This is a genomic window from uncultured Alcanivorax sp. (genome assembly GCF_947258575.1).
In the GTDB taxonomy this organism is placed as follows: domain Bacteria; phylum Pseudomonadota; class Gammaproteobacteria; order Pseudomonadales; family Alcanivoracaceae; genus Alcanivorax.
The window spans coordinates 54,054-75,244 of record NZ_CAMYIV010000005.1 but is presented as its reverse complement, the minus strand read 5'-3'; the positions used below and the strand labels follow the sequence as shown (position 1 = coordinate 75,244).

The window sequence follows — 21,191 nt, the reverse complement described above, 5'->3', positions numbered from 1 at the left end:
ATTCCGCGAAAGCGGGCTACTGATAACGGAGCGCCATGCTGACAGGCATCTTGTCTGGATTCTTGCTCGCACCCCTGGCCCCTGCCCTGCATCGGCTTTTCCCCCGTTACAGTGGCTGGCTTCTCGCCCTGCTCCCCGCCGGGCTGACGCTGTATTTTTTTCTGCAATGGCTACCCGTCACCCAGCAAGGCCCGCTGCTTACCCACATCGACTGGGTTCCTGCGCTGGCCATGCCGCTAAGCTTCATGCTCGACGGCCTGTCGCTATTGTTTGCCCTGATGATCTGCGCCATCGGCGCGCTGATCTTCATCTATGCCGGTCGCTACCTGGAAGACCACCGGGACCTGCCCCGGTTGTATGTGCTGCTGCTATGCTTCATGGCCTCCATGCTCGGCGTGGTGCTCAGCGACAACCTGATCGTGCTGTTCGTGTTCTGGGAACTCACCAGCATCACCTCCTATCTGCTGATCGGCTTCAACCACGAAGACGCCAACGCCCGGGCCAAGGCCCTGCAGGGGCTGATCGTCACCGTGGGCGGCGGCCTGGCGTTGATGACCGGCTTTATCCTGCTGGGCCACATCGGTGGCAGCTATGAGTTGTCAGTGCTGATCACCCGGGGCGACACCATCACCGCCCACCCGCTTTACGGGCTGACACTGGTGCTGATCGTGCTCGGCGCCTTTACCAAGAGCGCCCAGTTCCCGTTCCACTTCTGGCTGCCCAATGCCATGGCCGCACCTACCCCGGTGAGCGCCTACCTGCACTCGGCCACCATGGTGAAAGCCGGCATCTACCTGCTGGCACGGCTGCACCCGGCCATGGGCGGCACCGAACTATGGCTGCTTCTGCTGGGCGGCGCGGGCGCCATCACCATGGTGCTGGGGGTGTTCCTGGCCCTGCGCGCCACCGGTATCAAGCGCATGCTGGCCTATTCCACCGTGATGGCCCTGGGCACTCTTACCATGCTGATCGGCCTGGGCACCCGCACCGCCCTGCTCGCCGCCATGAGCTACCTGCTGGCCCACTCGCTCTACAAGGGCGCCCTGTTCATGGTGGCCGGCATCATTGATCACCAGACCGGTCGCAAGGATTTTCTCGACACCGGCGGCTGGGCTCGCTACCTGCCCGTGACCAGCGCCTGCGCCGGCCTGGCCGCCCTGTCCCTGGCCGGGGTGATGCCCCTGTTCGGCTTTATCGCCAAGGAGCAATTGCTCGAAGCCGGCCTGAACCACGGCCATGCCCTGGCGCCCCTGTTCAGCGCGGCCATCGTGGTCGCCGCCGCCCTGGGGGTGGCCGTGGCCGCCGTGATCGGTATTCGCCCCTGGTTCGGCAAGCCCGCTGCACTCACCCACACCCCCAGCGAGGCACCGCCGGCCATGCTGTTGGGCCCGGCCCTGCTGGCCGGCCTGGGCCTGCTGCTGGGGCTGATTCCCGGGCTGATTGACCGCACCCTGCTCAGCGCCGCTGCCAGCGCCAGCCTGGGCGAGACGGTGACGCAACCCCTGGCCCTGTGGCACGGCATCAACACCGCCCTGCTGATCAGCCTCGGCGCGGTGCTGGTGGGCCTGGTGCTGTTCCGCTACTGGCAGGGCTTCCGCCACTACACCCGCTGGGCGGACACGCTGTCCCGCTTCGGCCCGGAGCAGGCCTATCACCGTCTGATGGATGGCCTGGTCGCCCTGTCCAATGGCCAGACCCGCCTGCTGCAAAGCGGCTACCTGCGCTATTACCTGATCAGCACCCTGCTGACCCTGGTGGCCCTGGTCGTCGCTGCCCTGTGGCTGAACCCGGATGCGCTCAAATTGCGCCCGGACTTCACCGACATCCAACTCCATGAAGCGGTGATCGCCGCCGTGCTGGTCATCGCCACCCTGGCAGCAGTAACCCTGCAATCGCGGCTGGGGGCGGTGGCCAGCCTGGGCGCGGTGGGCTTTTCCATCGCCCTGCTCTATGTGCTGTTCAGCGCCCCGGACCTGAGCATCACCCAGGTACTGGTGGAAACCCTCACCGTGATCATGCTGGTCCTGGTGCTGTTCCGCCTGCCCGGCTTCCTGCGCCTCACCCGCACCCGCACCCGGCTGGCGGACGCCCTGGTGGGCATCACCGTGGGTGGCATGGTCACGGTGCTGTTGCTCAGCGTGCTGGGCAGTCGTTACCACGGCAGCATTGCCCACTACTTCATTTCCGAGAGCGTGCCCGCCGGCTACGGCCGCAACATCGTCAACGTGATTCTGGTGGACTTCCGCGCCCTGGATACCCTGGGCGAAATCTTCGTGCTGGCGCTGGCCGCCACCGGGGTCTACGCCATGCTGAAACTGCGCAGCAAGGGCGACACCACGGAACCGGAGGAGACCCATGACTAGAGAGCGCCGCATACCACCCCCGGACCGCAACGCCCTGCGCACCCAGTCGCTGATCCTGCGCACCACCGGCTTTTTCCTGCTGCCGCTGCTGTTGCTGTTCGCCCTGTTCCTGCTGCTGCGCGGCCACAACGCGCCGGGCGGCGGCTTTATCGCCGGGCTGGTGGCGTCCGCGGCCATCGCCGTGCATCTGTTTGCCATGAGCGAAGCCGGCGCCCGCCGAGTCCTGCGGGTAGACCCCCGCGACCTGATCGCCTGGGGACTGATCCTGGCGCTGGCCGCCGGGGTCATCGGCCTGTTCAGTGGCCAGCCGTTTCTCACTGCCCACTGGCTCACCGTCAGCCTGCCGGTGTTCGGTGAACTGAAGCTGGGTTCGCCCTTGCTGTTCGATCTGGGGGTGTTTCTGGTGGTGCTGGGCACCGCCAGCACCATCATCATCAACCTGGCGGAGCAGGACACATGACCAGCCTGATGGCCCTGGTGGTGGGCGTGCTCTACGCCGCCGCCATTTACATGATGCTGCGCCGCTCCATCGTCAAACTGGTGATCGGCCTGGTGCTGCTGTCCAACGCCGCCAACCTGCTGATCTTCACCGCCGCCGGCCTGCACCGGGATGCCCCGCCGCTGGTGCCGGATGACGCCCAGGTGCCCGCTGGCCTGGTGGCCGACCCGCTGGCCCAGGCGCTGATTCTCACCGCCATCGTCATTGGCTTCGGGGTACTGGCCTTTGCGGTGGTACTGATTCGCCGCGCCTACGAAGTCGTGGAAGCGGACGACATGAACCAGATGCGGGATACCGACACATGAATCTTCTGGTGATCCTGCCCATTCTGATTCCCCTTGCAGCCGGGGCCCTGTCCCTGCTGGGGCGCCACTCCCAGCGTGTGCAGGGCGCCCTGGCGGTCATCGGCGGCATCGCCCTGGTGATCAGTGCCGTGGCGCTGTTACTGGCCACCTGGGAGCAGGGCCATATCGTATCCGAGCTGGGCAGCTGGCCCGCCCCCTTCGGCATCGTGCTGGTCAGTGACCTGCTGGCCGCCATCATGGTGTTGCTCAGCGCCGTCACCAGTGCCGCCACCGCGTTTTACTCCCTGGGCAGCATCAGCATCGCCCATCGCAAGGCCGGTTATTTCCCGCTCATGCACCTGCTGCTGGCCGGGGTCAACGGCGCCTTTCTTACCGGTGATATCTTCAACCTGTATGTATGGTTCGAGGTGATGCTGGTGGCGTCCTTCTCCCTGCTGATCCTGGGCGGCGAGCGGGCGCAGATGGAGGGGGCCATCAAGTACGTGACCCTCAACCTGGTGTCCTCTGCCCTGTTCCTGTCCGCCGTGGGTCTGCTTTACGGCCTGGTGGGCACACTCAACATGGCCGACATTGCCGTAAAGCTGGGGGAAGTGGATTCCGGCATGACCACGGTCATCGCCATGCTGTTCATGGTGGCCTTCGGCATCAAGGCGGCGGCGTTTCCGTTCTTCTTCTGGCTGCCCGCGTCCTACCACACGCCCCAGGTGGCGGTGTCCGCCTTGTTCGCCGGCTTGCTCACCAAGGTGGGCGTGTATGCCCTGTTCCGGGTGTTCACCCTGATCTTCGGCATGGATGACCCGCTGATCCATCAGGTGCTGCTGTGGGGCGCCGGGCTGACCATGGTCACCGGGGTACTGGGCGCCGCCGCCCAGTTCGAATTCCGCCGCATCCTGTCATTCCATATCGTCAGCCAGATCGGCTACATGATGATGGGCCTGGCGCTGGCCTCGGTGAGCGTGCTGGCCCTGGCCGGCGGCATCTTCTACATCATTCACCACATCATCGTGAAGGCGAACCTGTTCTTTGTCAGCGGCCTGGTCTACCGCCTGCGTGGCAGCTACGAGCTCAAGCAACTGGGCGGCCTGTATCGTGACAAGCCCTGGCTGGCCCTGCTGTTCCTGATCCCCGCCCTGTCTCTGGCCGGCATGCCGCCGCTGTCCGGGTTCTTCGGCAAGTTCATCGTCATCCGCGGTGGCGTGGAAGCCGGTGCCTGGGCGCTGGTCGCCGCCGCCCTGCTGGTGGGCCTGCTGACCCTCTACTCCATGACCAAGATCTGGGCTGAGGTATTCTGGAAGGCGGCACCGGAAAACACCGCTTGCGCCGCCAGCGGCAGCAACACCCTGCTCTACGCCACGGTGGCCGGCCTGGCGCTGATCACCGTGGCCATCGGCCTGGGCGCCCAGCCGGTGCTGGTACTGTCCCAGGCCGCCGCCGAGCAGTTACTGGACCCGAGCCTCTATATCACTGCGGTACTCGGAGAGGCGCCATGAGCCCGTTGAGCTGGAACCTGATCCTGGCCCTGATCTGGGCCGCCGTCACCGGCAACTTCAGCGGCGCCAACCTGCTGGTGGGTTTTGGCCTGGGCTACCTGATTCTCGGCTTCGCCCTGCGCGACGTGCCGGACTTCGCCCGCTATCGCAAAAAAGTGCCCCGGCTGTTTCTGCTGCTGGGCCACTTCCTGCGCGACCTGGTGGCATCCAACTTACGGGTGGCCTACGACGTACTCACCCCCACCCATTACATGCGCCCGGCGGTGGTAGCCGTGCCCCTGCGGGCCAAAACCGACGGCGCCATCACCATCCTGGCCAACATGATTTCCCTGACCCCGGGCACCCTGAGCCTGGACGTATCCAGCGACCGCAGCGTGCTCTATCTGCACGTCATGTACCTGGACGACGAGGCGGATCTACGCCGGCAGATCCACGCACTGGAAGACCGGGTGTTGGCGGTACTGGAATAGGAAGCGCGGCAGGTGGCGGGCAACACGACAAACCCGCCGTAGGAGCTATGCTTGCATGGCGAACCCGCTGCCATCTCAAGTAAATTCGCCATGCAAGCATAGCTCCTACGGGGATAATGCAGGCACAAGGAAACGGAGACAGGCATGCTGGAAGGCGCAATATTTCTCAGCTATCTGCTGCTCAGCCTGGCGCTGCTGTGCGCCCTGGTGCGGCTGGTACGCGGCCCCACCCTGCCCGACCGGGTAGTGGCCCTGGAGCTGATGGCCTCGCTCACCGTGGCCTTTATCGGCATCTATGCCCTCAACAACGACCGGCCCGCGTTTCTGGATGTGGCCATGGTGCTGGCGCTCACCGCCTTCCTCACCGCCGTGGGCTTTGCCCGTTACCTGGAAAAAGGAGGCCACCGAGGTGATCAATGACCTGCTGGTATCGGTGATGCTGGTTGCCGGTACCTTCTTCATGTTCCTGGCCGGCATCGGCGTGTTGCGCATGCCCGACCTGCTGATGCGCATGCACGCCACCACCAAGGCCGGCACCCTGGGCGCCGGGCTGGTAATGCTGGCCGTGGCCACCCACTTCCTGGATGCCGGCGTCACCGCCCGCACCCTGGCCATCATCCTGTTCATCCTGCTCACCGCCCCGGTGGCCGCCCACGCCATCGGCCGCGCCGCCTACTTCGTCGGCGTGCCCCTGTGGGACAAGATGCTCAAGGACGACCTGAAAAACCGCTACGACCCGGACACCCACATCCTGGGCAACCCGGACGACGACAAGCAGCCCTAAGGCCGCCAGCCCCATGTAGGAGCACCTCTTGAGGTGCGAACCGGAGCCTTGGCGACGGCATAACCTCCAAGCGCCTCCCTAACGTCACCTCGCCGGGTTCGCACCTCAAGAGGTGCTCCTACAGTTAGCCACGCCCTGCCGAAAGCGCCCTTTTCCGCTACACTCTCTGCATCTTTTAGTCAGCAGAAGTCGAGCCTCATGTCCGCAGCCGAAAAACCCATCATCCTGGTCGATGGTTCCTCCTACCTGTACCGCGCCTTTCACGCCCTGCCGCCGCTCACCACCTCCAGCGGCCAGCCCACCGGGGCGGTGCGCGGGGTCGCGTCCATGCTGCGTAAACTGCTCAAGGACTACGACCCGCAATACATGGCGGTAATTTTCGACGCCAAGGGCAAGACCTTCCGCGACGAACTGTTTGAAGAGTACAAATCCAACCGCCCGCCCATGCCCGACGACCTGCGCGAACAGGTGCAACCCCTGCACGACCTGATCCGCGCCATGGGCCTGCCGCTGATCATCGAGGAAGGCGTGGAAGCGGACGACGTGATCGGTACCTTCGCACGCATCTTCGGCGAGCAGGGCAAACCGGTGCTGATCTCCACCGGCGACAAGGACATGGCCCAGCTGGTCACCGACCAGGTCACCCTGATCAACACCATGAATGACGCCCTCTACGATATTGACGGCGTAAAAAAGAAATTCGGCGTGGGCCCGGAACTGATCATCGACTTCCTCGCCCTGATGGGCGACAAGGTGGACAACATCCCCGGCGTCCCCGGCGTGGGCGAGAAGACCGCCCTGGGCCTGATCCAGGGCCTGGGGTCGCTGGAAAATATCTACCAGAATCTGGACAAGGTGGCCGAGCTCAGCTTCCGCGGCGCCAAGACCCTGGGCAAGAAGCTGGAAGAACACAAAGAACAGGCCTTCCTCTCCTACCAGCTGGCCACCATCAAGCTGGACTGTGAACTCAGCGAAGACCTGGACGACCTGCAACTGCAAACCCCGGACGCGGAGAAACTGGCCGAGTACTACCGCACCCTGGAATTCAAGGGCTGGCTCAAGGAACTGCTGGGCGGCAAGGACCCGGTGGCCGACGACGCGGGCAAACAGGTCGAGATGGATGCGGATGACGATGCGCCCCCGGCCCCCACGTTCAGCCGCGACGCCTACGACATCGTCTATACCCAGGCGCAACTGGACAAGTGGATCGACAAACTGAAAAGCGCCGGCGAATTTTCCTTCGACACCGAAACCACCAGCCTTAACTACATGAACGCGGAACTGGTGGGCTTCTGTGTGGCCGTGGACGACAAGGCCGCCTACATCCCCTTCGGCCACAACTACCCCGGCGCCCCGGACCAGCTCGACAAGCAGCTCGTCATGGACGCCTTCAAACCACTGCTGGAAGACGACACGATCAAGAAAATCGGCCAGAACCTGAAGTACGACATGAGCGTGCTGGCCGAAGACGTGGGCATCACCCTGCGCGGCGTGGCCTACGACACCATGCTGGAATCCTACGTGCTCGATTCCGTGGCCACCCGCCACGACATGGACTCCCTGTCGCTCAAGTACCTGGGCCGCAAGACCATCAGCTTTGAAGAAATCGCCGGCAAGGGCGCCAAGCAGCTCACCTTCAACCAGGTGGGGCTGCACGAAGCCAGCCGCTACGCCGCCGAAGACGCGGACGTGACCCTGCGCCTGCACCAGACCCTGTGGCCCAAACTGGAAAAAGAAGGCCGCCTGACAGAGGTGTTCCGCGATATCGAACTGCCCCTGGTCACCGTGCTCAGCCGCATTGAGCGCAACGGCACCTACGTGGACGCCACCCTGCTCAAGCACCAGAGCCAGTTCCTGGCCAAGCGCATGGCGGAATTGCAGGAAAAAGCCTTCGAAATCGCCGGGCAGGAATTCAACCTGGCCAGCCCCAAACAGCTGGGCGAAATCCTCTACGAAAAACTGGAAATCCCGGTCATCAAAAAGACGCCCAAAGGTGCGCCTTCAACGGCGGAACCGGTGCTGCAGGAACTGGCCCTGGAATACCCCCTGCCCCAGGTGATCATGGATTACCGTGGCGTGGCCAAACTGAAGAACACCTACACCGACAAACTGCCGGAGCTGATCAACCAGCGCACTGGCCGCGTGCACACCTCCTACCACCAGGCGGTAGCCGCCACCGGGCGCCTGTCCTCCAGTGATCCGAACCTGCAGAACATCCCGGTACGCAGCGAAGAAGGCCGCAAGATCCGCCAAGCCTTCCTCGCCCCCAAAGGTAGAAAGATCGTCGCCTGTGACTACTCCCAGATCGAACTGCGCATCATGGCGCACCTGAGCGGCGACAAGGGCCTCACCGACGCCTTCGAAAAAGGCCTGGATATCCACCGCGCCACCGCCGCCGAAGTGTGGGGCAAGAGCCTGGAGGAAGTCAGCGACAACGACCGCCGCAACGCCAAGGCCATCAACTTCGGCCTGATCTACGGCATGAGTGCCTTTGGTCTCGCCAAACAACTGGGCCTGCCCCGCAAGGAAGCCCAGGACTACATCGAGCTCTACTTCGAGCGTTACCCGGGCGTGAAAAAATACATGGAAGACACCCGCGCATTAGCCGCGGACAAGGGCTACGTGGAGACCCTCTACGGCCGCCGCCTCTACCTGCCGGAAATCCACAGCAGCAACGGCCAACGCCGCCAGGCTGCCGAACGCACCGCCATCAACGCCCCCATGCAGGGCACCGCGGCGGACATCATCAAGAAGGCCATGATCAAGGTGCACGACTGGCTGGAAACCACCGACTTCGACGCCAAGATGATCATGCAGGTACACGATGAACTGGTGTTTGAAGTGGCCGAGGATCAGGTGGATGATCTGGTGAAAGAGGTGAAAGCTCGCATGGAATCAGCGGCGGAGTTGAAGGTGCCGCTGATTGTGGATGCGGGGATTGGGGAGAATTGGGACGAGGCGCATTGAGCGCCGGTCTGCCCAACTTGAGTCCAAATAGCCAAGGAAGCAGCATAAGATGAAGGAAGTTTTCCAAGGTCATGCCCTAATCAATTTGGGCTTGCTCGCGGACTTTCACAATCATGTAAATGCCTTGTTAGAAGAAGCGAAATCCACAATTGAAGAGATTGAAAATAACTCGACTTATTGGCTCCATATTTACAATCATGACTTCAAATACCGCTTAAGGGAGTCGGTCTTCCTTATGGTTTTCGGGCACCTCGAAGAGATGCTACTTTTGCTTAGGGAGAACGACATGCCCAAGACCCAGTCAAACTCTCTTATTAAAAAGTTTAGCCCAGTTTTTATCAAAGCCTTCGGTGAAAATGCCCTCCAAAGGAAAGATATCTGCCATATCAAGAGCGCCCTTCTAATAAGAAACACATTGCTGCACTCCTCCGGACGCCCTGACATCATGCGCAACGAAAAAAATATTTTATCTTTAATAGATAAACACCCTGATCATTACTCCATTCGAAATCAGAGAATCATCATCACAGCTTCGGGGCCAAACTCTTTAATAAAAGCTACGGAAAATCTAGTAAAAGATTTAAGCTCAAAACTTTTGCAGGAGTAGCGGACACGAGACATCCTCTTGAATTTAATCACACCCCACAATTACAGAAATCCACATCATCACTATAAAGAAGATGAATGGCCCCATGTAGAAATTAACGTCATCAATTCTTTCGTAATATCTATTTCTTATTGGACCATCCACCAAAACAGGCATTAGCATAAAGACAAAAGAAGACAACCCCATAGCCACACAAATTGAAGGTTTTTCTTTCGTAACCCAGCCTCTACTTTCTAGCCACCAACTCAAGAAAAGGCCACTCGCAACAAACAGTGCAGCAACCAAGATAAAAGCAAAAGGACTATTCATTGTAGCTCCTAATCCCCGTGGTCACGAGGGTCAGTGTAGCGGAGAAAATAGGGGGCACGCATAAACCCATTGCAGAATGGCAATATGCTTTCGGGAGGCCTTCAGGATGATGTTACCATCCATTCTCGGCAGCCCCTGTCCTGCATGAGTTCATTAACACGATCTCCTGATCACAGGCAAGATGCCGCGCCATTCAGGCAATCACTTCTGCGCGTACTCGTCCCCCAGCTCCATCATCAATCTGGATGCCAGATACAGTCTGGGTACGATGGAATCGATTTCGATGTATTCATTTTTGGCGTGGTAGCCCCAGCCGGCCAGGCCCAGGCTCTCCAGCACAGCCGGGTTGCCGGAACGGCCGGCATAGCCGGCGTCTGTGCCGCCAAAGGTGCGCGGGATCAAGATCAGCTTGCGGCCATCCAGCTCGTCATAGATCGCCTGCGCCTTGTGCGCCAGGGCGATGCCTTTTTCGCCCGCCATATAAGGTGGACGGCCCGGCTCCAGGCGCACACTCACTTGCGTATCCGGCACAAGCTGGCTCTCACTGACTTTTTCATTCAGCGCTGCCAGCAATCGTTCACCGGCTTCCTCGCTGAATATTCGCACATCACCGGAGGCTTGCGCGTCAGCCGGAATCTGGTTGCGCTTCAGCCCGGCATGGGCGGTGGTCCAGTTCAGTTGGGCGTCGTCCATATTATCTGCGACTTTTTCAGTCTGCAGTAGCTGGTGAGACAGCTCCAGCAACGCATTGCGGCCCTGATCCGGGGCGGAGCCGGCATGGGCAGCTCGCCCTTCTACCGTCATTACAGCCTGCCCCGTGCCCGCCGCCCCGAGCAGCACACCGTCAGCGCCCAGCATCGCCCTGGCCGGGCTGGGCTCAAACGACAGCACCACATCCTGGCTGGCCCCTTCGTCGGCGATGATCTCACCAGAGCCGGTGGAGCCGATTTCTTCGTCCGGGTTAAACAGCACGGTGATCTGTTCGTAATTCTGCCAGCCCTGCTTCCTGAGAATATCCAGGGCATGCAAAATCACCGCGATGCCACCCTTATCGTCCGCCACACCCGGGCCATAAAGACGATTGCCTTCGCGATATAGCGGCTCGCTTTCCAGAATTCCTTTGGCATACACCGTATCGGTGTGGGCAATCAGCATGATACGCAGAGCGCCATTGCCACTGAGCGTGCCTTTGATGATATCCGCGGTGCCGGTGGTGGTTTTGATGCGGGAGACCTTTGCATCCAACTTGCGTAATCGCGTCTCCACATAGTCCGCCATCCTGGCCACCCCCGGCAAATCATCAGAGCCGGATTCGATCAGCACCATGCCTTCAAGCGACTGAATCACGCCGGCCTCCTGCTTTTCGGCCGCCTCAAGCAGACTGTCGACGGAGGGGGAAGAATCCGAACACCCCATGAAAACCAGACTTGCCAGGCCAATAAACAGAAAGCGCTTCATTCCTTTCATCTCAATGCCTCTTCCTTGCCATTCCAGGCGCGAGCCCGCCTGCTGAGTGAGTCCTGCGTAGTAAATCAGCGTAATTCTGGCAGCACCAAGGTTACGTCAATGTCCCGAAAAAAAGGGACACACATAACTTACCAAATCGGCACTTCGCAGAAGCCCGCCTCGTGTGGTCCCCAGCAGGCCTTACTGATTCATACGTTTTCCCGACATACACCAGCTGCCAAGGTTCGCTCACTACAACAAGCCCAAAGAACAAGAATGCCTCCAGCCCCGCGACTCGCCACCCACTCCCATGCATGGCTGGCCAGGAGAAAGCACCACCTGGCCTTTCGCCTGATCCTGCTGTTTGTCGCCCTGCGTTTGCGCTGGCTGGCATGGCGCGACCCGGCTTTTCGCAAGGAGCTGCAACGACGCAACATCATGATGGTGTGGCGCACCCACGACGGACGCATCGCTCGTTGGTTTCATTTCAGCCCCAATCGCGTTCGCAGCGGTTCCGGCCTGCGCGAGCGTTGCCATATCTCCGTGAGCTTCAAGGATGCCGACTATGGATCAACAACCCGGAACCGGGGTCAGGTCTTGCCCCGTGCCCCAAGTATTCTTGTGGACTGAGACCCAGCACATTTTCTTTTCCTGGCACTCTAGTATATTCCCCGATCCAGCCATCTAGGAGAAAAAGTGAATACACTAATCAATGCGGCAATGGCATTCCTGGCAGTATTTTCAACCTTTTCACACGCCCAGATTACCGCAACGGGCCCACTGAAAGGGAATTACTCTATCCTGCTGCAGGAGAGCGGGCTGGATAACCCTCTTCGTATTGAAGGAGAGACATTGGTTGTCATTATCCCTCCCCCTTATCCGATACTGGACACCGCACATACAACCATGGATAGCCAGGAGAGGCTGGCAGCTACGATGCAGGAATCTGCAAAGCAAGTAAGAAACATCTTTGCTGCCTCAATGAAAGCCTGCAAATGGGACCGACGTCTTGAAGGAAAGTATCTCGTCAAACATTACGAAGAGATGTATAAATGTGCATCAAAAGCCAATGATGACTACTTACAAAATTTCTCAAGTCTGATTAATGCCTATCAGGATGCTTTCAAAGAGCACTACGCCAAGAGCACAGAGAGAAGCCTATACCATCGCCAACTTGCTCACTATCAGTTAATGTTCATTCCCATCACCAAGCAACATTGGGAGATGGATAATTATTTATCTTTCCACCGTTTGACAGGGAAACTTTTCGAGGTAAAAGGCTACAAAAAAGACAAAAAATCTCCATACGGAATTGTCTCTAAAGATGAAAACCTTCAAAAAAGAATAGACAACTTTCAATCAGCCATTCAAAAAAGTGAGGTGAAAATGAATGAGTTCATGGGATCTTTTTCTAATTCACTTCAATGCATCGCAAACATGTAGCCTAAGCCGAAAGAAGGGGTCACGAGGGTCAGGTCTTGCCCCGTGCCCCTCGCACTGTGGTGAAATTGAGGACTGAAATAAAGGACACGCCTACTCTCCTTCCCGCCACACCCCCGGCGACACCCCCACCCACTGCTTGAACGCCCGGTTAAAGGAACTCTGCTCGGCAAAGCCCAGCAGCATGGTGATTTCGAACAGGGACAGGGACGGGTCGCGCAGGTAGCTCTGCGCCAGTTCCTGGCGGGTACGGTCGAGTAGGCCCTGGAAGGTCTGGCCGCTGGCTGTGAGACGGCGCTGCAGGGTGCGCACGGACAGGGCCAGTTCATCGGCCACGCCCCTGAGGGAGACCCGCGCCTCCGGCAGCAGCCGCAGGAACACCTGCTGCACCTGGAAGGCGAACGGATCGTTGCCCGGCAGGGCACTGGACAGGGCGGCGGACTGGCGATCCAGCAGTTGCCGCAGGGCCGGGTTGGCGGTGGGCAGGGGGATGGCCATGTAATCCGCCGGGAAGCGCACCGCCACATAGGGGGCATTGAAGCGCACCGGGCAGCCAAAAAAGGCCTCGTACACCGCCGGGTTGGCCGGCGGCGGGCTGGGAAAGGTCACTTCCGAGGGACTGGGCGCTTCGGGCATGACCTTGCGCAGGAAGCTCACCAGGGCAGCGATGGCGGTTTCGTCCACCAGCAGCCCCAGGGTGCGGCCACCAAACACCGGCCAGCCGATCTCCACCCGGTCCCCGCGGATGACCACCTCGGCCATCTGCACGCCGTAGAACAGCGCTTCGAAACGCTGGTAGGCGTACAGCGCCTGGCCCAGGTTGTCACTGGCCAGAATCAGGTAGCCCAGCACCCCCACGTGTTCCGTGGTGACGCAGTCACCGATCTCCAGCCCGCAGCCGTCGCCGGGGCGCGCGGCCTGGGCCCGCCGCAGCAACTCCAGCCACTGGGGCAGCGGCACCGGCTCGCCGGGGGCCAGCCGGGATACGGCGGCGCGCAGGGTCGGGGCGGCCAGCTGGTGGCGGTCCAGCCAGTCCAGCAGTACCCGCACATAGGCGCCGTTAACGCGGACGGCAGGCAGATTTGGGGTTGTTGTCGACATGGCATGATTGGATAACAGCTTGGCATGATTCGTCAATCACTCGCTGCCACCCACCCCTAGCATGGTCGCGGAACCTAACCGGGAGCCGTGTTATGAACCCCATCGACTTTGCTATCAACGCCTATCAGACTGCGGACATCAAGCAGCTGGTACTGGTGGGCATGCTGCCCTTCTTCGGCCTGTCCGTGATGCTGGAAGCCTGGCGCTTCCGCAACACCAACATCTACAGCCTGAAAGATTCCGCTGCCAGCCTGACCCTGGGGGTCGGCTATGTGTTGCTGGAAGTGGTGGTGAACGCCCTGTTTGTGTTCGCGATTCTGGAATGGGTGTACAGCTACCGGCTGACCACCATTCCCATCAATCTGTTCACCTTTGCGGTGCTGTTCCTGCTGATTGACTTTCTGTTTTATGTCTATCACTTCACCGCCCACAAGGTGCGCTGGTTCTGGGCGACCCATGTGGTGCACCATGCCTCGGAACACATGAACTTCACCACCGCTGGCCGGCAGAGCATCCTCTATGCGTTCAGCGGCCTGTTCCTGTTTTTCCTGCCTGCCGCCTGGCTGGGCTTTGATCCCATGTGGGGCCTGTTTGCCCTGGCGCTGAACCTGGCCTACCAGTGGTTCATCCATACTCAGTGGGTCAAGAAACTCCCGCGCCCCATCGAGCTTATTTTCAACACGCCGTCACACCACCGCGTGCACCACGGCCGCAACCCGGAGTACATCGACCGCAACTTCGGCGGCACCTTCATTATCTGGGATCGTCTGTTCGGCACCTTTGTGGAAGAGCGCGAGGACCTGAAGCCGGATTACGGCATTACCCGCCAGATCCACAGCTACAACCCGATCACCCTGACCCTGCACGAGTTCGGCGCCCTGTTCCGTGACATGGCCAAACCGGGGCCACTGTGGCTGCGGCTGAAGCACCTCTGGGCGACCCCGGAATGGCAGCGGCCCTCACCGGAAAACACGGATTCCAGTGGCGAACACACTGTCGCACAACGGCTGGATTGACAGAGTATCCGGATCGGGAACCGGGGCCAGGGCTTGCCCCGTGTTCCTGATTGTTCTTCCTGCCCTTCCAGCAACTGTTCAAGCAGCCCATAGAGAAATAGGGGGACACGCATAAATTACGATGCGGCATTCAGGGTTGGCGCACCAAACGGTATGATTGGCTTAACATGCCATTCGACAACACTGCTGCCAGGCACTGCGCCTGCCCCTTTTCATCAATCGTCAGCCGAAACCGTTTCCCCAGAGCAGCCTGTATCTGCGCCTTGGTAATCACCTCGTTGTCGACACTGACGGTCAAGCGTTCTCCGACATGCTCACTTGTGAGGCGGGTAAAGCGTTCCACCGCACCGTCATCAATACTGAAATTGAGGAAGTAGTAACCCTCATTTTCGTCGGCCTCCACCCTTTCCACATCCGACTGACCCAGCCACGCCGCAGCGGGGTCGATACTGTAAATTTCCATCTTCCCCACATGACGGGCCACACAGTTGGCCACCGGGTCCGCAAAAGCTGCATTTTCGACAGTAATATAGCTCTGGCCTTCCCGCTCGCTGGCTTTAACGCGAGTGGAAAGAGAGCCCGGCAAGGTTCGAAAACGGTTAATCAGCACCTGCATGTCGGCGTCGGAAGGGGACACCTCTTTTTCACTAGAAACATGATAGATGGCCTGTTGTCCCGATCCCGTCACTCCGTCACAACCCGACAGCAATACTGCAAACAAACCGACCAGCGTCATGTACCTTTTTGTTGTTACCGCAAAATACGGATGAAGTTCCCTTTTCGATAATGACATTACTCCTCCATGTTTTTTCGTTTATGGTTAATCGTTAGGAACCAGGGGCAAACCCTCTCTTGCGATCCCCGATTGGCTTTCCCAATTCATACGTATTCCCGGCCCGCTCCAGCTGCTAAGGTTCGCTCACCACAACCAGCCCACAGAACAAGAATGCCACCAGCCCCGCGACTCACCATCCGCACCCGTGCATGGCTGGCCAGGAGAAAACATCACCTGGCCTTTCGCCTGATCCTGCTGTTTGTCGCCCTGCGTCTGCGCTGGTTGGCATGGCGCGACCCGGCTTTTCGCAAGGAGCTGCAACGACGCAACATCATGATGGTGTGGCGCACCCATGACGGGCGCATCGCTCGCTGGTTCCATTTCAGCCCCAATCGCGTTCGCAGCGGTTCCGGCCTGCACGAGCGTTGCCATATTTCCGTGAGTTTCAAGGGTGCCGACTATGGGGCAACAACCCTGATCCAGCTGCTGGACGATCAGCGGCTGTTTTTTGTCGGAATGCGCCAGGGAAAGATCAGGCTCAACGGCAACATCAAGGGACTACTCTGGCTCAGAACCGTCTCTGAATATCTGGTCCCAGGGGGCGTACAGATATGGCGGCCGCAAACCAAGACCCGGCGGGAAGACAGGGCACGCAGCAACTAGAAAATTTTAGAGGGGAACCGGGGTTGTCGCGCGATAGCCAGGAAGCTATCGCGCACCAAAACTCACTCAGTGGCAGTGGTATGGTTTTTTGCCTGCATGGCACCCGTTGGCGTCAGTACCACCAGAGTGGGCCAGTGCCGTGCCAGAAACCATCATGACAAGAGCAATTACAGCCATTACCTGCTTCATAGTCATTACCTTCCCTTGTTTTTTTGTAGTTCGACCATACTGCATCGCACAACCATCAAGGGCAATCACTGACCAGAACGTCAGTCTTTAACCATTTACTAGCGGAAACCAGAAAACACATCTCGTTGCGATCCTTATTTTTCTTCCTGCCCTGCCAGCAACTGCTCAAGCAACTCATCAATTTCCGCTTTGAGCTGCTTATCCTCAATCTTGTTCGCACTCACTTGTGCACTCTCGAGACTCCTGGTCGCAGCCTCTTTCTGCCCCAGGTCTACTTGCAACTTCGCCATGGAAAGGCCGATTGATGAGAGATGGTCTTTGGCATTGATAGCAAGCGCCTTCTCCCGGGCTTTTTCGTATACCGCCAGCGCAGCCTCCAGGTCTTCGGTGAAGTCCGCCAGTGTTTCCCACTGTTCGGGGTGATCTTTATCGGTATTTTCGTTATCGGTACAAATGGCCTTCAGTTGCGCATAAAAGGAATCAAACTCCGCTTGATCGTCTTTTCTGGCAGCTTCCATCAGCTTTTCAGCCAAGCTATAGACGGCCTTGTAGATTTTGGTGTTAATCATTTTTTCAACTCAAAATTAAAAACGATAACTCGGGGACACGCATAAACCCTCGGCACTCTCATGGCAAACCCGCCACCGGTATGGTCTGCGTATGACACTCACTCAAGGGAGCCCCGTCATTGTAGCCTTAAGCAAGTGCCATTCAGACCTGCCCCCGGGTTTTCGACACCCAAGCTGGTTCAGCCACAATCTCTCCATTCGTCATATTTTACATAAGACCTGCCCAGAACAATTGACCGCCACCCTTACAAACTTTACGTTTTGAAACCTAAACATTGACCAATGTAACAATATTGGATGATCGTGCCAGTTCATCGGAGAGGGAATTCTCATGAAGGTGTATTTGATTGGCTGGGGGTTAATTGTCGTTGCGGTAGCGCTTTCCCTAGGCACACTGGAAGGTAAAGAGGTGGAAATCGAGACCTATGCAAGCTGGATTCTTTATACCGTCGGACTGGTGCTAGTGTCTGCTCCGCGCAAGCACAAGATGTTCGAGAACATCCGCTGAACACAGCCCTGATAGGGCAAAGAGACCAACTCTGGGAGCTTGCCTGCAAGCGATGCCTGTATAGACAAAGGCTTATCGCCAGCAGGCTGGCTTCTACAAGGAGCGCCCTCTACTTCCCGTAATGCTCACGCACCGGCCCCGACAGTTTGCTCGGGTGCCTCGGGGTGGCGCTGGCGAAGTGGGCATAGATCTGTTGCAGGTCGGCTTCCATGTCGTCGCTGGGGTAAATCACCACCGGGAAGGAGAAGGTCTTCGCCTTGTAGTCCGCCAGGGCCAGGATGATCGGCACGTTGGCCTGTTTGGCGATGTGGTAGAAGCCCAGCTTCCATTGCTCGGCGTTGCTGCGGGTGCCTTCCGGGGTGACAGCGATCAGCAGTTTGTCGCGCTGGCGGAATTGCGCCACGGTCTGCTCAACCATGCCGCCCGCCTTCCCACGCTCAATGGGCATGGCGCCAAGCTTGTGCAGCAGCCAGCCCAGCGGGCCCTTGAACAGGCTGTGCTTGATCATCACGTTCACGTCCTGCTGCAAGGCAGAGCGGCTGACCAGGGCCAGCACACCATCCCAGTTGGAGGTATGCGGGCCGCCGGCGATCACGGCGCGGTCGATGTCAGGGAAGGGCCCCGCCCGCCAGCCGGTCAGGCGCAACAAGGTCTGGGCGACCAGCTGGCCGAGAGGAGCCCGGCGTTTGCGGTCATCCGTATGGTGACTCATTAAGTGCTCCGCTATGAAAGAAAGGGAGTATATCGGATTACCGCCCTGCACCGGCGGCTGTCTCCCTATCCGACTGTCGGTAGTGAAATTTAGCTGGACAGGCGCTGGCTACCTCTGTAACGTAGCCAATAGCTAAAAAATCACGCTTGAATCAAGTACTACATTTCGCTGTTTTATTCGTATAACTCGTCCTGCAGTCCACAAGTCCAAGTTCCGTTTTTCAGCTACACAAGCCTTAACCGGCGAAACATCATTATTTTCAGGATTAGTATTATGTCTACAGTGAAAGGTACCGTTAAGTGGTTCAACGAAGCTAAAGGTTTTGGTTTTATCGAGCAGGAAGGTGGTCCGGATGTGTTCGCACATTTCAGCGCCATCACCGGCTCTGGCTTCAAGACCCTGGCCGAAGGCCAGCAAGTTGAGTTCACCATGACTCAAGGTCAGAAAGGTCCTCAGGCTGAGAACATCGTCGCTCTGTAAGCGATCGTTCCGGTAACAAAAAAGGGCGCGTCCTTCGGGACGCGCCCTTTTTTTATGTGCTTTTTCGCCTGAACACCCCAGACCGACACCCTGTCGGAGCCATGCCTGCATGGTGACTGGGCTGCCATGCCCCCCTGCCCTATCAGCTTTCCTGATACCGACCATAGGAAACCAGCATTGCTGTCATAAATGAGTAACGTCTATATTTTTCTGGTGCCTTGCGAGAAACAACCAAGAGGAGAGCACACCATGAGAATAAAGACTGCAACCCTGGCGGCGACCATTGCCTTCGCCGCCTCAGCCACACTCACGGCCAGCCCCATTGGCCACCCCCATTATCAGAAAAGTCCCGCCCGCTCCCCCATGGCCAGCCCGTATTGGTGGCCGGAAACCCTGGACCTTCGCCCGCTACGTCAGCACGCTGAAAAATCCAGCCCGCTGAACCCCGACTTCAACTACGCCGACGCCTTTGCCGAGCTGGATCTGGAAGCGGTAAAAGCCGACCTGCGCAAGATGATGACCGATTCCCAGGACTGGTGGCCCGCGGACTACGGCCACTATGGCCCGCTTTTCATCCGCATGGCCTGGCACAGCGCCGGCACCTACCGGATTCATGATGGTCGCGGCGGCGCGCGAGGCGCCCAACAGCGCTTCGAGCCGCTCAACAGCTGGCCGGACAACGTGAGCCTGGACAAGGCCCGCCGCCTGCTGTGGCCGATCAAACAGAAGTACGGCAACAATATCTCCTGGGCCGACCTGATGGTGCTGGCCGGCACCATTGCCATGGAAGACATGGGCTTCGAAACCTATGGCTTTGCCGGTGGCCGTGTGGATGACTGGGAAGCAGACATTACCTACTGGGGCTCGGAAACCGAATGGCTGGGCGACGAGCGCCACAGCGGTGACCGGGAGCTGGAAAAGCCTCTGGCCGCGGTTCAGATGGGCCTGATCTATGTGAATCCGGAAGGCCCCAATGGCAAGCCGGACCCACTGCTGGCCGCCGAGGACATTCGCCAAAGCTTCGGTCGCATGGCCATGAATGACGAAGAAGTGGTGGCCCTGATCGCCGGTGGCCACACCTTCGGCAAGGCCCACGGCGCCCATAAGCCGGAAAAATGCCTGGAAGCCGAACCTGCCGCTGCTGCCATTGAGGAACAGGGCTTCGGCTGGAAAAACAACTGCGGCACCGGCAAGGGTGCCGACACCATCACCAGCGGCCTGGAAGGCGCCTGGTCGGTTGACCCGGTGGCCTGGACTCACCAGTACCTGGACAACCTGTTCGGCTTCGAGTGGGTGCAGACAAAGAGCCCGGCTGGCGCCACTCAGTGGATCCCCGCCGATGGCCAGGCCGCCAACCTGGTGCCTGACGCCCACATTGAAGGCAAGCGCCACGCGCCGATCATGTTCACCACTGACCTCGCCCTGAAGGAAGATCCGGCCTACCGGAAAATCGCCAAGCGCTTCCATGAAAATCCGGAAGCCTTCGAAGACGCCTTCGCCCGCGCCTGGTTCAAGCTGACCCACCGTGACATGGGGCCCCGCGAGGGCTACCTGGGCCCGGACGTCCCGTCTGAAGCCCTCAGCTGGCAGGACCCGATCCCCGAGGTGGACTACAAGCTGATTTCCGCCGGGCAGGCCGAGGATCTGAAAGCACAGATCCTGGAGTCCGACCTGACGGTACCGGCGCTGATCCGCACCGCCTGGGCGTCCGCGTCTACCTTCCGTGGTTCCGACATGCGCGGTGGCGCTAACGGCGCCCGCGTGGCTCTGGCACCGCAGAACGACTGGCCGGTGAACAACCCGGACGAGCTGGACAAGGTATTGGCTGCCCTTGAGGAAATCCGTGCCGACTTCAATGAAGGCAGCCTGTTCCGCAGTAGCAAGGTATCCCTGGCAGACATGATCGTGCTGGGCGGCGCCGCCGCCATCGAAAAGGCCGCTGCCGATGCCGGTTACGACATCGAAGTACCGTTCACGCCGGGTCGCGCCGACACCACCCAGGAACTCACCGATGTGGATTCCTTCGCGGTGCTGGAACCGAAAGCCGACGGCTTCCGCAACTACTTCAGCAAGGACAGCCGCCTGGCCCCCACCGATGCACTGGTGGACAAGGCGGACCTACTGACCCTGAGCGTGCCGGAAATGGCAGTGCTGGTAGGCGGCATGCGCACCCTGGGCGCCAATGCCGACGGCAGCAACCACGGCGTGTTCACCGACAAGCCGGGCACCTTGAGCAACGACTTCTTCGTCAACCTGCTGGACATGTCCACGAAATGGCAGCCGTCCGCAGAGAATGAAGGGTTGTATGTAGGCATGGATCGCCAGAGCGGCGAACAGAAATGGACCGCCACCCCGGTGGACCTGATCTTTGGCTCCAATGCAGAACTGCGTGCGGTAGCCGAGTACTACGCACTCAACGATAACGATGACGTGTTCGTGCAGGACTTTGTCGACGCCTGGACCAAGGTCATGAACCTGGACCGCGTACGCTTCTGATC

General features: G+C 59.4%; 23 protein-coding genes. 16 read left to right on the top strand and 7 right to left on the bottom strand.

All coding sequences use genetic code 11. The annotated features are described in order from the left end of the window. Positions 1–35 precede the first annotated feature (35 nt). The 9 genes from Q0Y02_RS05370 to Q0Y02_RS05330 all read left to right on the top strand — a co-directional run bounded on the left by Q0Y02_RS05370 (position 36) and on the right by Q0Y02_RS05330 (position 9,485). Positions 36–2,363, top strand: coding sequence for a putative monovalent cation/H+ antiporter subunit A (locus Q0Y02_RS05370; RefSeq protein ID WP_297765444.1), 2,328 nt, complete (start codon positions 36–38; stop codon positions 2,361–2,363). Next, complete coding sequence (locus Q0Y02_RS05365; protein WP_273010105.1) at positions 2,356–2,823, top strand: Na+/H+ antiporter subunit B; 468 nt, start codon at positions 2,356–2,358, stop codon at positions 2,821–2,823. The genes Q0Y02_RS05370 and Q0Y02_RS05365 overlap by 8 nt, the downstream gene beginning before the upstream one ends. Then, positions 2,820–3,167, top strand: a complete 348-nt coding sequence (locus tag Q0Y02_RS05360) for a Na+/H+ antiporter subunit C (RefSeq protein WP_062815256.1) — start codon at positions 2,820–2,822, stop codon at positions 3,165–3,167. Before Q0Y02_RS05365 ends, Q0Y02_RS05360 begins: the two co-directional genes overlap by 4 nt. After that, positions 3,164–4,657 (top strand): Na+/H+ antiporter subunit D, encoded by a 1,494-nt coding sequence (locus tag Q0Y02_RS05355; protein ID WP_297765433.1) that lies wholly within the window; start codon positions 3,164–3,166, stop codon positions 4,655–4,657. Before Q0Y02_RS05360 ends, Q0Y02_RS05355 begins: the two co-directional genes overlap by 4 nt. Then, complete coding sequence (locus tag Q0Y02_RS05350; protein ID WP_297765430.1) at positions 4,654–5,127, top strand: Na+/H+ antiporter subunit E; 474 nt, start codon at positions 4,654–4,656, stop codon at positions 5,125–5,127. Before Q0Y02_RS05355 ends, Q0Y02_RS05350 begins: the two co-directional genes overlap by 4 nt. A gap of 144 nt (positions 5,128–5,271) precedes the next feature. Then, positions 5,272–5,547: a cation:proton antiporter gene (locus Q0Y02_RS05345; protein WP_290510906.1), complete on the top strand. Its 276-nt coding sequence runs from the start codon at positions 5,272–5,274 to the stop codon at positions 5,545–5,547. Positions 5,548–5,563: 16 nt separating this feature from the next. Beyond that, positions 5,564–5,911, top strand: coding sequence for a monovalent cation/H(+) antiporter subunit G (mnhG, locus tag Q0Y02_RS05340; RefSeq protein ID WP_297766134.1), 348 nt, complete (start codon positions 5,564–5,566; stop codon positions 5,909–5,911). A 198-nt stretch (positions 5,912–6,109) separates the two neighbouring features. Then, positions 6,110–8,878, top strand: a complete 2,769-nt coding sequence (gene polA / locus Q0Y02_RS05335; protein ID WP_297765425.1) for a DNA polymerase I — start codon at positions 6,110–6,112, stop codon at positions 8,876–8,878. A gap of 49 nt (positions 8,879–8,927) precedes the next feature. Further along, positions 8,928–9,485: a hypothetical protein gene (locus Q0Y02_RS05330; protein ID WP_297765422.1), complete on the top strand. Its 558-nt coding sequence runs from the start codon at positions 8,928–8,930 to the stop codon at positions 9,483–9,485. Positions 9,486–9,509: 24 nt separating this feature from the next. Here the strand turns inward: Q0Y02_RS05330 and Q0Y02_RS05325 are convergent, their stop codons facing one another. Together Q0Y02_RS05325 and Q0Y02_RS05320 are read right to left on the bottom strand one after the other, a co-directional pair. After that, positions 9,510–9,794, bottom strand: coding sequence for a hypothetical protein (locus Q0Y02_RS05325; protein ID WP_297765419.1), 285 nt, complete (start codon positions 9,792–9,794; stop codon positions 9,510–9,512). Between the two features lie 201 nt (positions 9,795–9,995). Continuing rightward, complete coding sequence (locus Q0Y02_RS05320; RefSeq protein WP_297765416.1) at positions 9,996–11,261, bottom strand: glutamate carboxypeptidase; 1,266 nt, start codon at positions 11,259–11,261, stop codon at positions 9,996–9,998. 255 nt (positions 11,262–11,516) lie between these two features. On the opposite strand from Q0Y02_RS05320, the gene Q0Y02_RS05315 reads away from it, so the two are divergent. After that, entirely contained in the window at positions 11,517–11,870 is a 354-nt protein-coding gene (locus Q0Y02_RS05315; RefSeq protein ID WP_297765413.1) for a hypothetical protein, read from the top strand. A 66-nt stretch (positions 11,871–11,936) separates the two neighbouring features. Beyond that, the gene (locus Q0Y02_RS05310; protein WP_297765410.1) at positions 11,937–12,683 is read left to right on the top strand and encodes a hypothetical protein; all 747 of its coding nucleotides are present in this window, start codon (positions 11,937–11,939) and stop codon (positions 12,681–12,683) included. 90 nt (positions 12,684–12,773) lie between these two features. Here the strand turns inward: Q0Y02_RS05310 and Q0Y02_RS05305 are convergent, their stop codons facing one another. After that, the gene (locus tag Q0Y02_RS05305; protein ID WP_297765408.1) at positions 12,774–13,781 is read right to left on the bottom strand and encodes an AraC family transcriptional regulator; all 1,008 of its coding nucleotides are present in this window, start codon (positions 13,779–13,781) and stop codon (positions 12,774–12,776) included. Between the two features lie 92 nt (positions 13,782–13,873). Here Q0Y02_RS05305 and Q0Y02_RS05300 point away from each other — a divergent pair, with 92 nt between their 5' ends. Then, positions 13,874–14,797: a sterol desaturase family protein gene (locus Q0Y02_RS05300; RefSeq protein WP_297765405.1), complete on the top strand. Its 924-nt coding sequence runs from the start codon at positions 13,874–13,876 to the stop codon at positions 14,795–14,797. Positions 14,798–14,927: 130 nt separating this feature from the next. Here the strand turns inward: Q0Y02_RS05300 and Q0Y02_RS05295 are convergent, their stop codons facing one another. After that, positions 14,928–15,590, bottom strand: coding sequence for a hypothetical protein (locus Q0Y02_RS05295; protein WP_297765402.1), 663 nt, complete (start codon positions 15,588–15,590; stop codon positions 14,928–14,930). Between the two features lie 153 nt (positions 15,591–15,743). On the opposite strand from Q0Y02_RS05295, the gene Q0Y02_RS05290 reads away from it, so the two are divergent. After that, a complete protein-coding gene (locus Q0Y02_RS05290; protein ID WP_297765399.1) occupies positions 15,744–16,235 on the top strand; it encodes a hypothetical protein in 492 nt (163 codons plus the stop codon). 66 nt (positions 16,236–16,301) lie between these two features. Here Q0Y02_RS05290 and Q0Y02_RS05285 read toward each other — a convergent pair whose 3' ends face one another. Both Q0Y02_RS05285 and Q0Y02_RS05280 read right to left on the bottom strand, forming a co-directional pair. Then, on the bottom strand, positions 16,302–16,388 hold the full coding sequence (locus tag Q0Y02_RS05285; protein WP_232222028.1) for a YHYH domain-containing protein: 87 nt from the start codon (positions 16,386–16,388) through the stop codon (positions 16,302–16,304). Between the two features lie 170 nt (positions 16,389–16,558). After that, positions 16,559–16,993, bottom strand: coding sequence for a tetratricopeptide repeat protein (locus tag Q0Y02_RS05280; protein ID WP_297765396.1), 435 nt, complete (start codon positions 16,991–16,993; stop codon positions 16,559–16,561). Positions 16,994–17,324: 331 nt separating this feature from the next. Here Q0Y02_RS05280 and Q0Y02_RS05275 point away from each other — a divergent pair, with 331 nt between their 5' ends. Beyond that, complete coding sequence (locus Q0Y02_RS05275) at positions 17,325–17,501, top strand: hypothetical protein (RefSeq protein WP_290537124.1); 177 nt, start codon at positions 17,325–17,327, stop codon at positions 17,499–17,501. 109 nt (positions 17,502–17,610) lie between these two features. On the opposite strand, the gene Q0Y02_RS05270 is transcribed toward Q0Y02_RS05275, so the two are convergent. Continuing rightward, positions 17,611–18,213 carry a lysophospholipid acyltransferase family protein gene (locus Q0Y02_RS05270; protein ID WP_297765390.1) on the bottom strand — a complete coding sequence of 201 codons (603 nt, stop codon included), beginning with the start codon at positions 18,211–18,213 and terminating at the stop codon, positions 17,611–17,613. Between the two features lie 273 nt (positions 18,214–18,486). Between Q0Y02_RS05270 and Q0Y02_RS05265 the strand changes: the two genes are divergently transcribed. Then, positions 18,487–18,693, top strand: a complete 207-nt coding sequence (locus tag Q0Y02_RS05265) for a cold-shock protein (protein WP_035245969.1) — start codon at positions 18,487–18,489, stop codon at positions 18,691–18,693. Positions 18,694–18,942: 249 nt separating this feature from the next. Then, positions 18,943–21,189 (top strand): catalase/peroxidase HPI, encoded by a 2,247-nt coding sequence (gene katG, locus Q0Y02_RS05260; RefSeq protein ID WP_297765387.1) that lies wholly within the window; start codon positions 18,943–18,945, stop codon positions 21,187–21,189. The last annotated feature ends 2 nt before the right edge of the window (positions 21,190–21,191 follow it).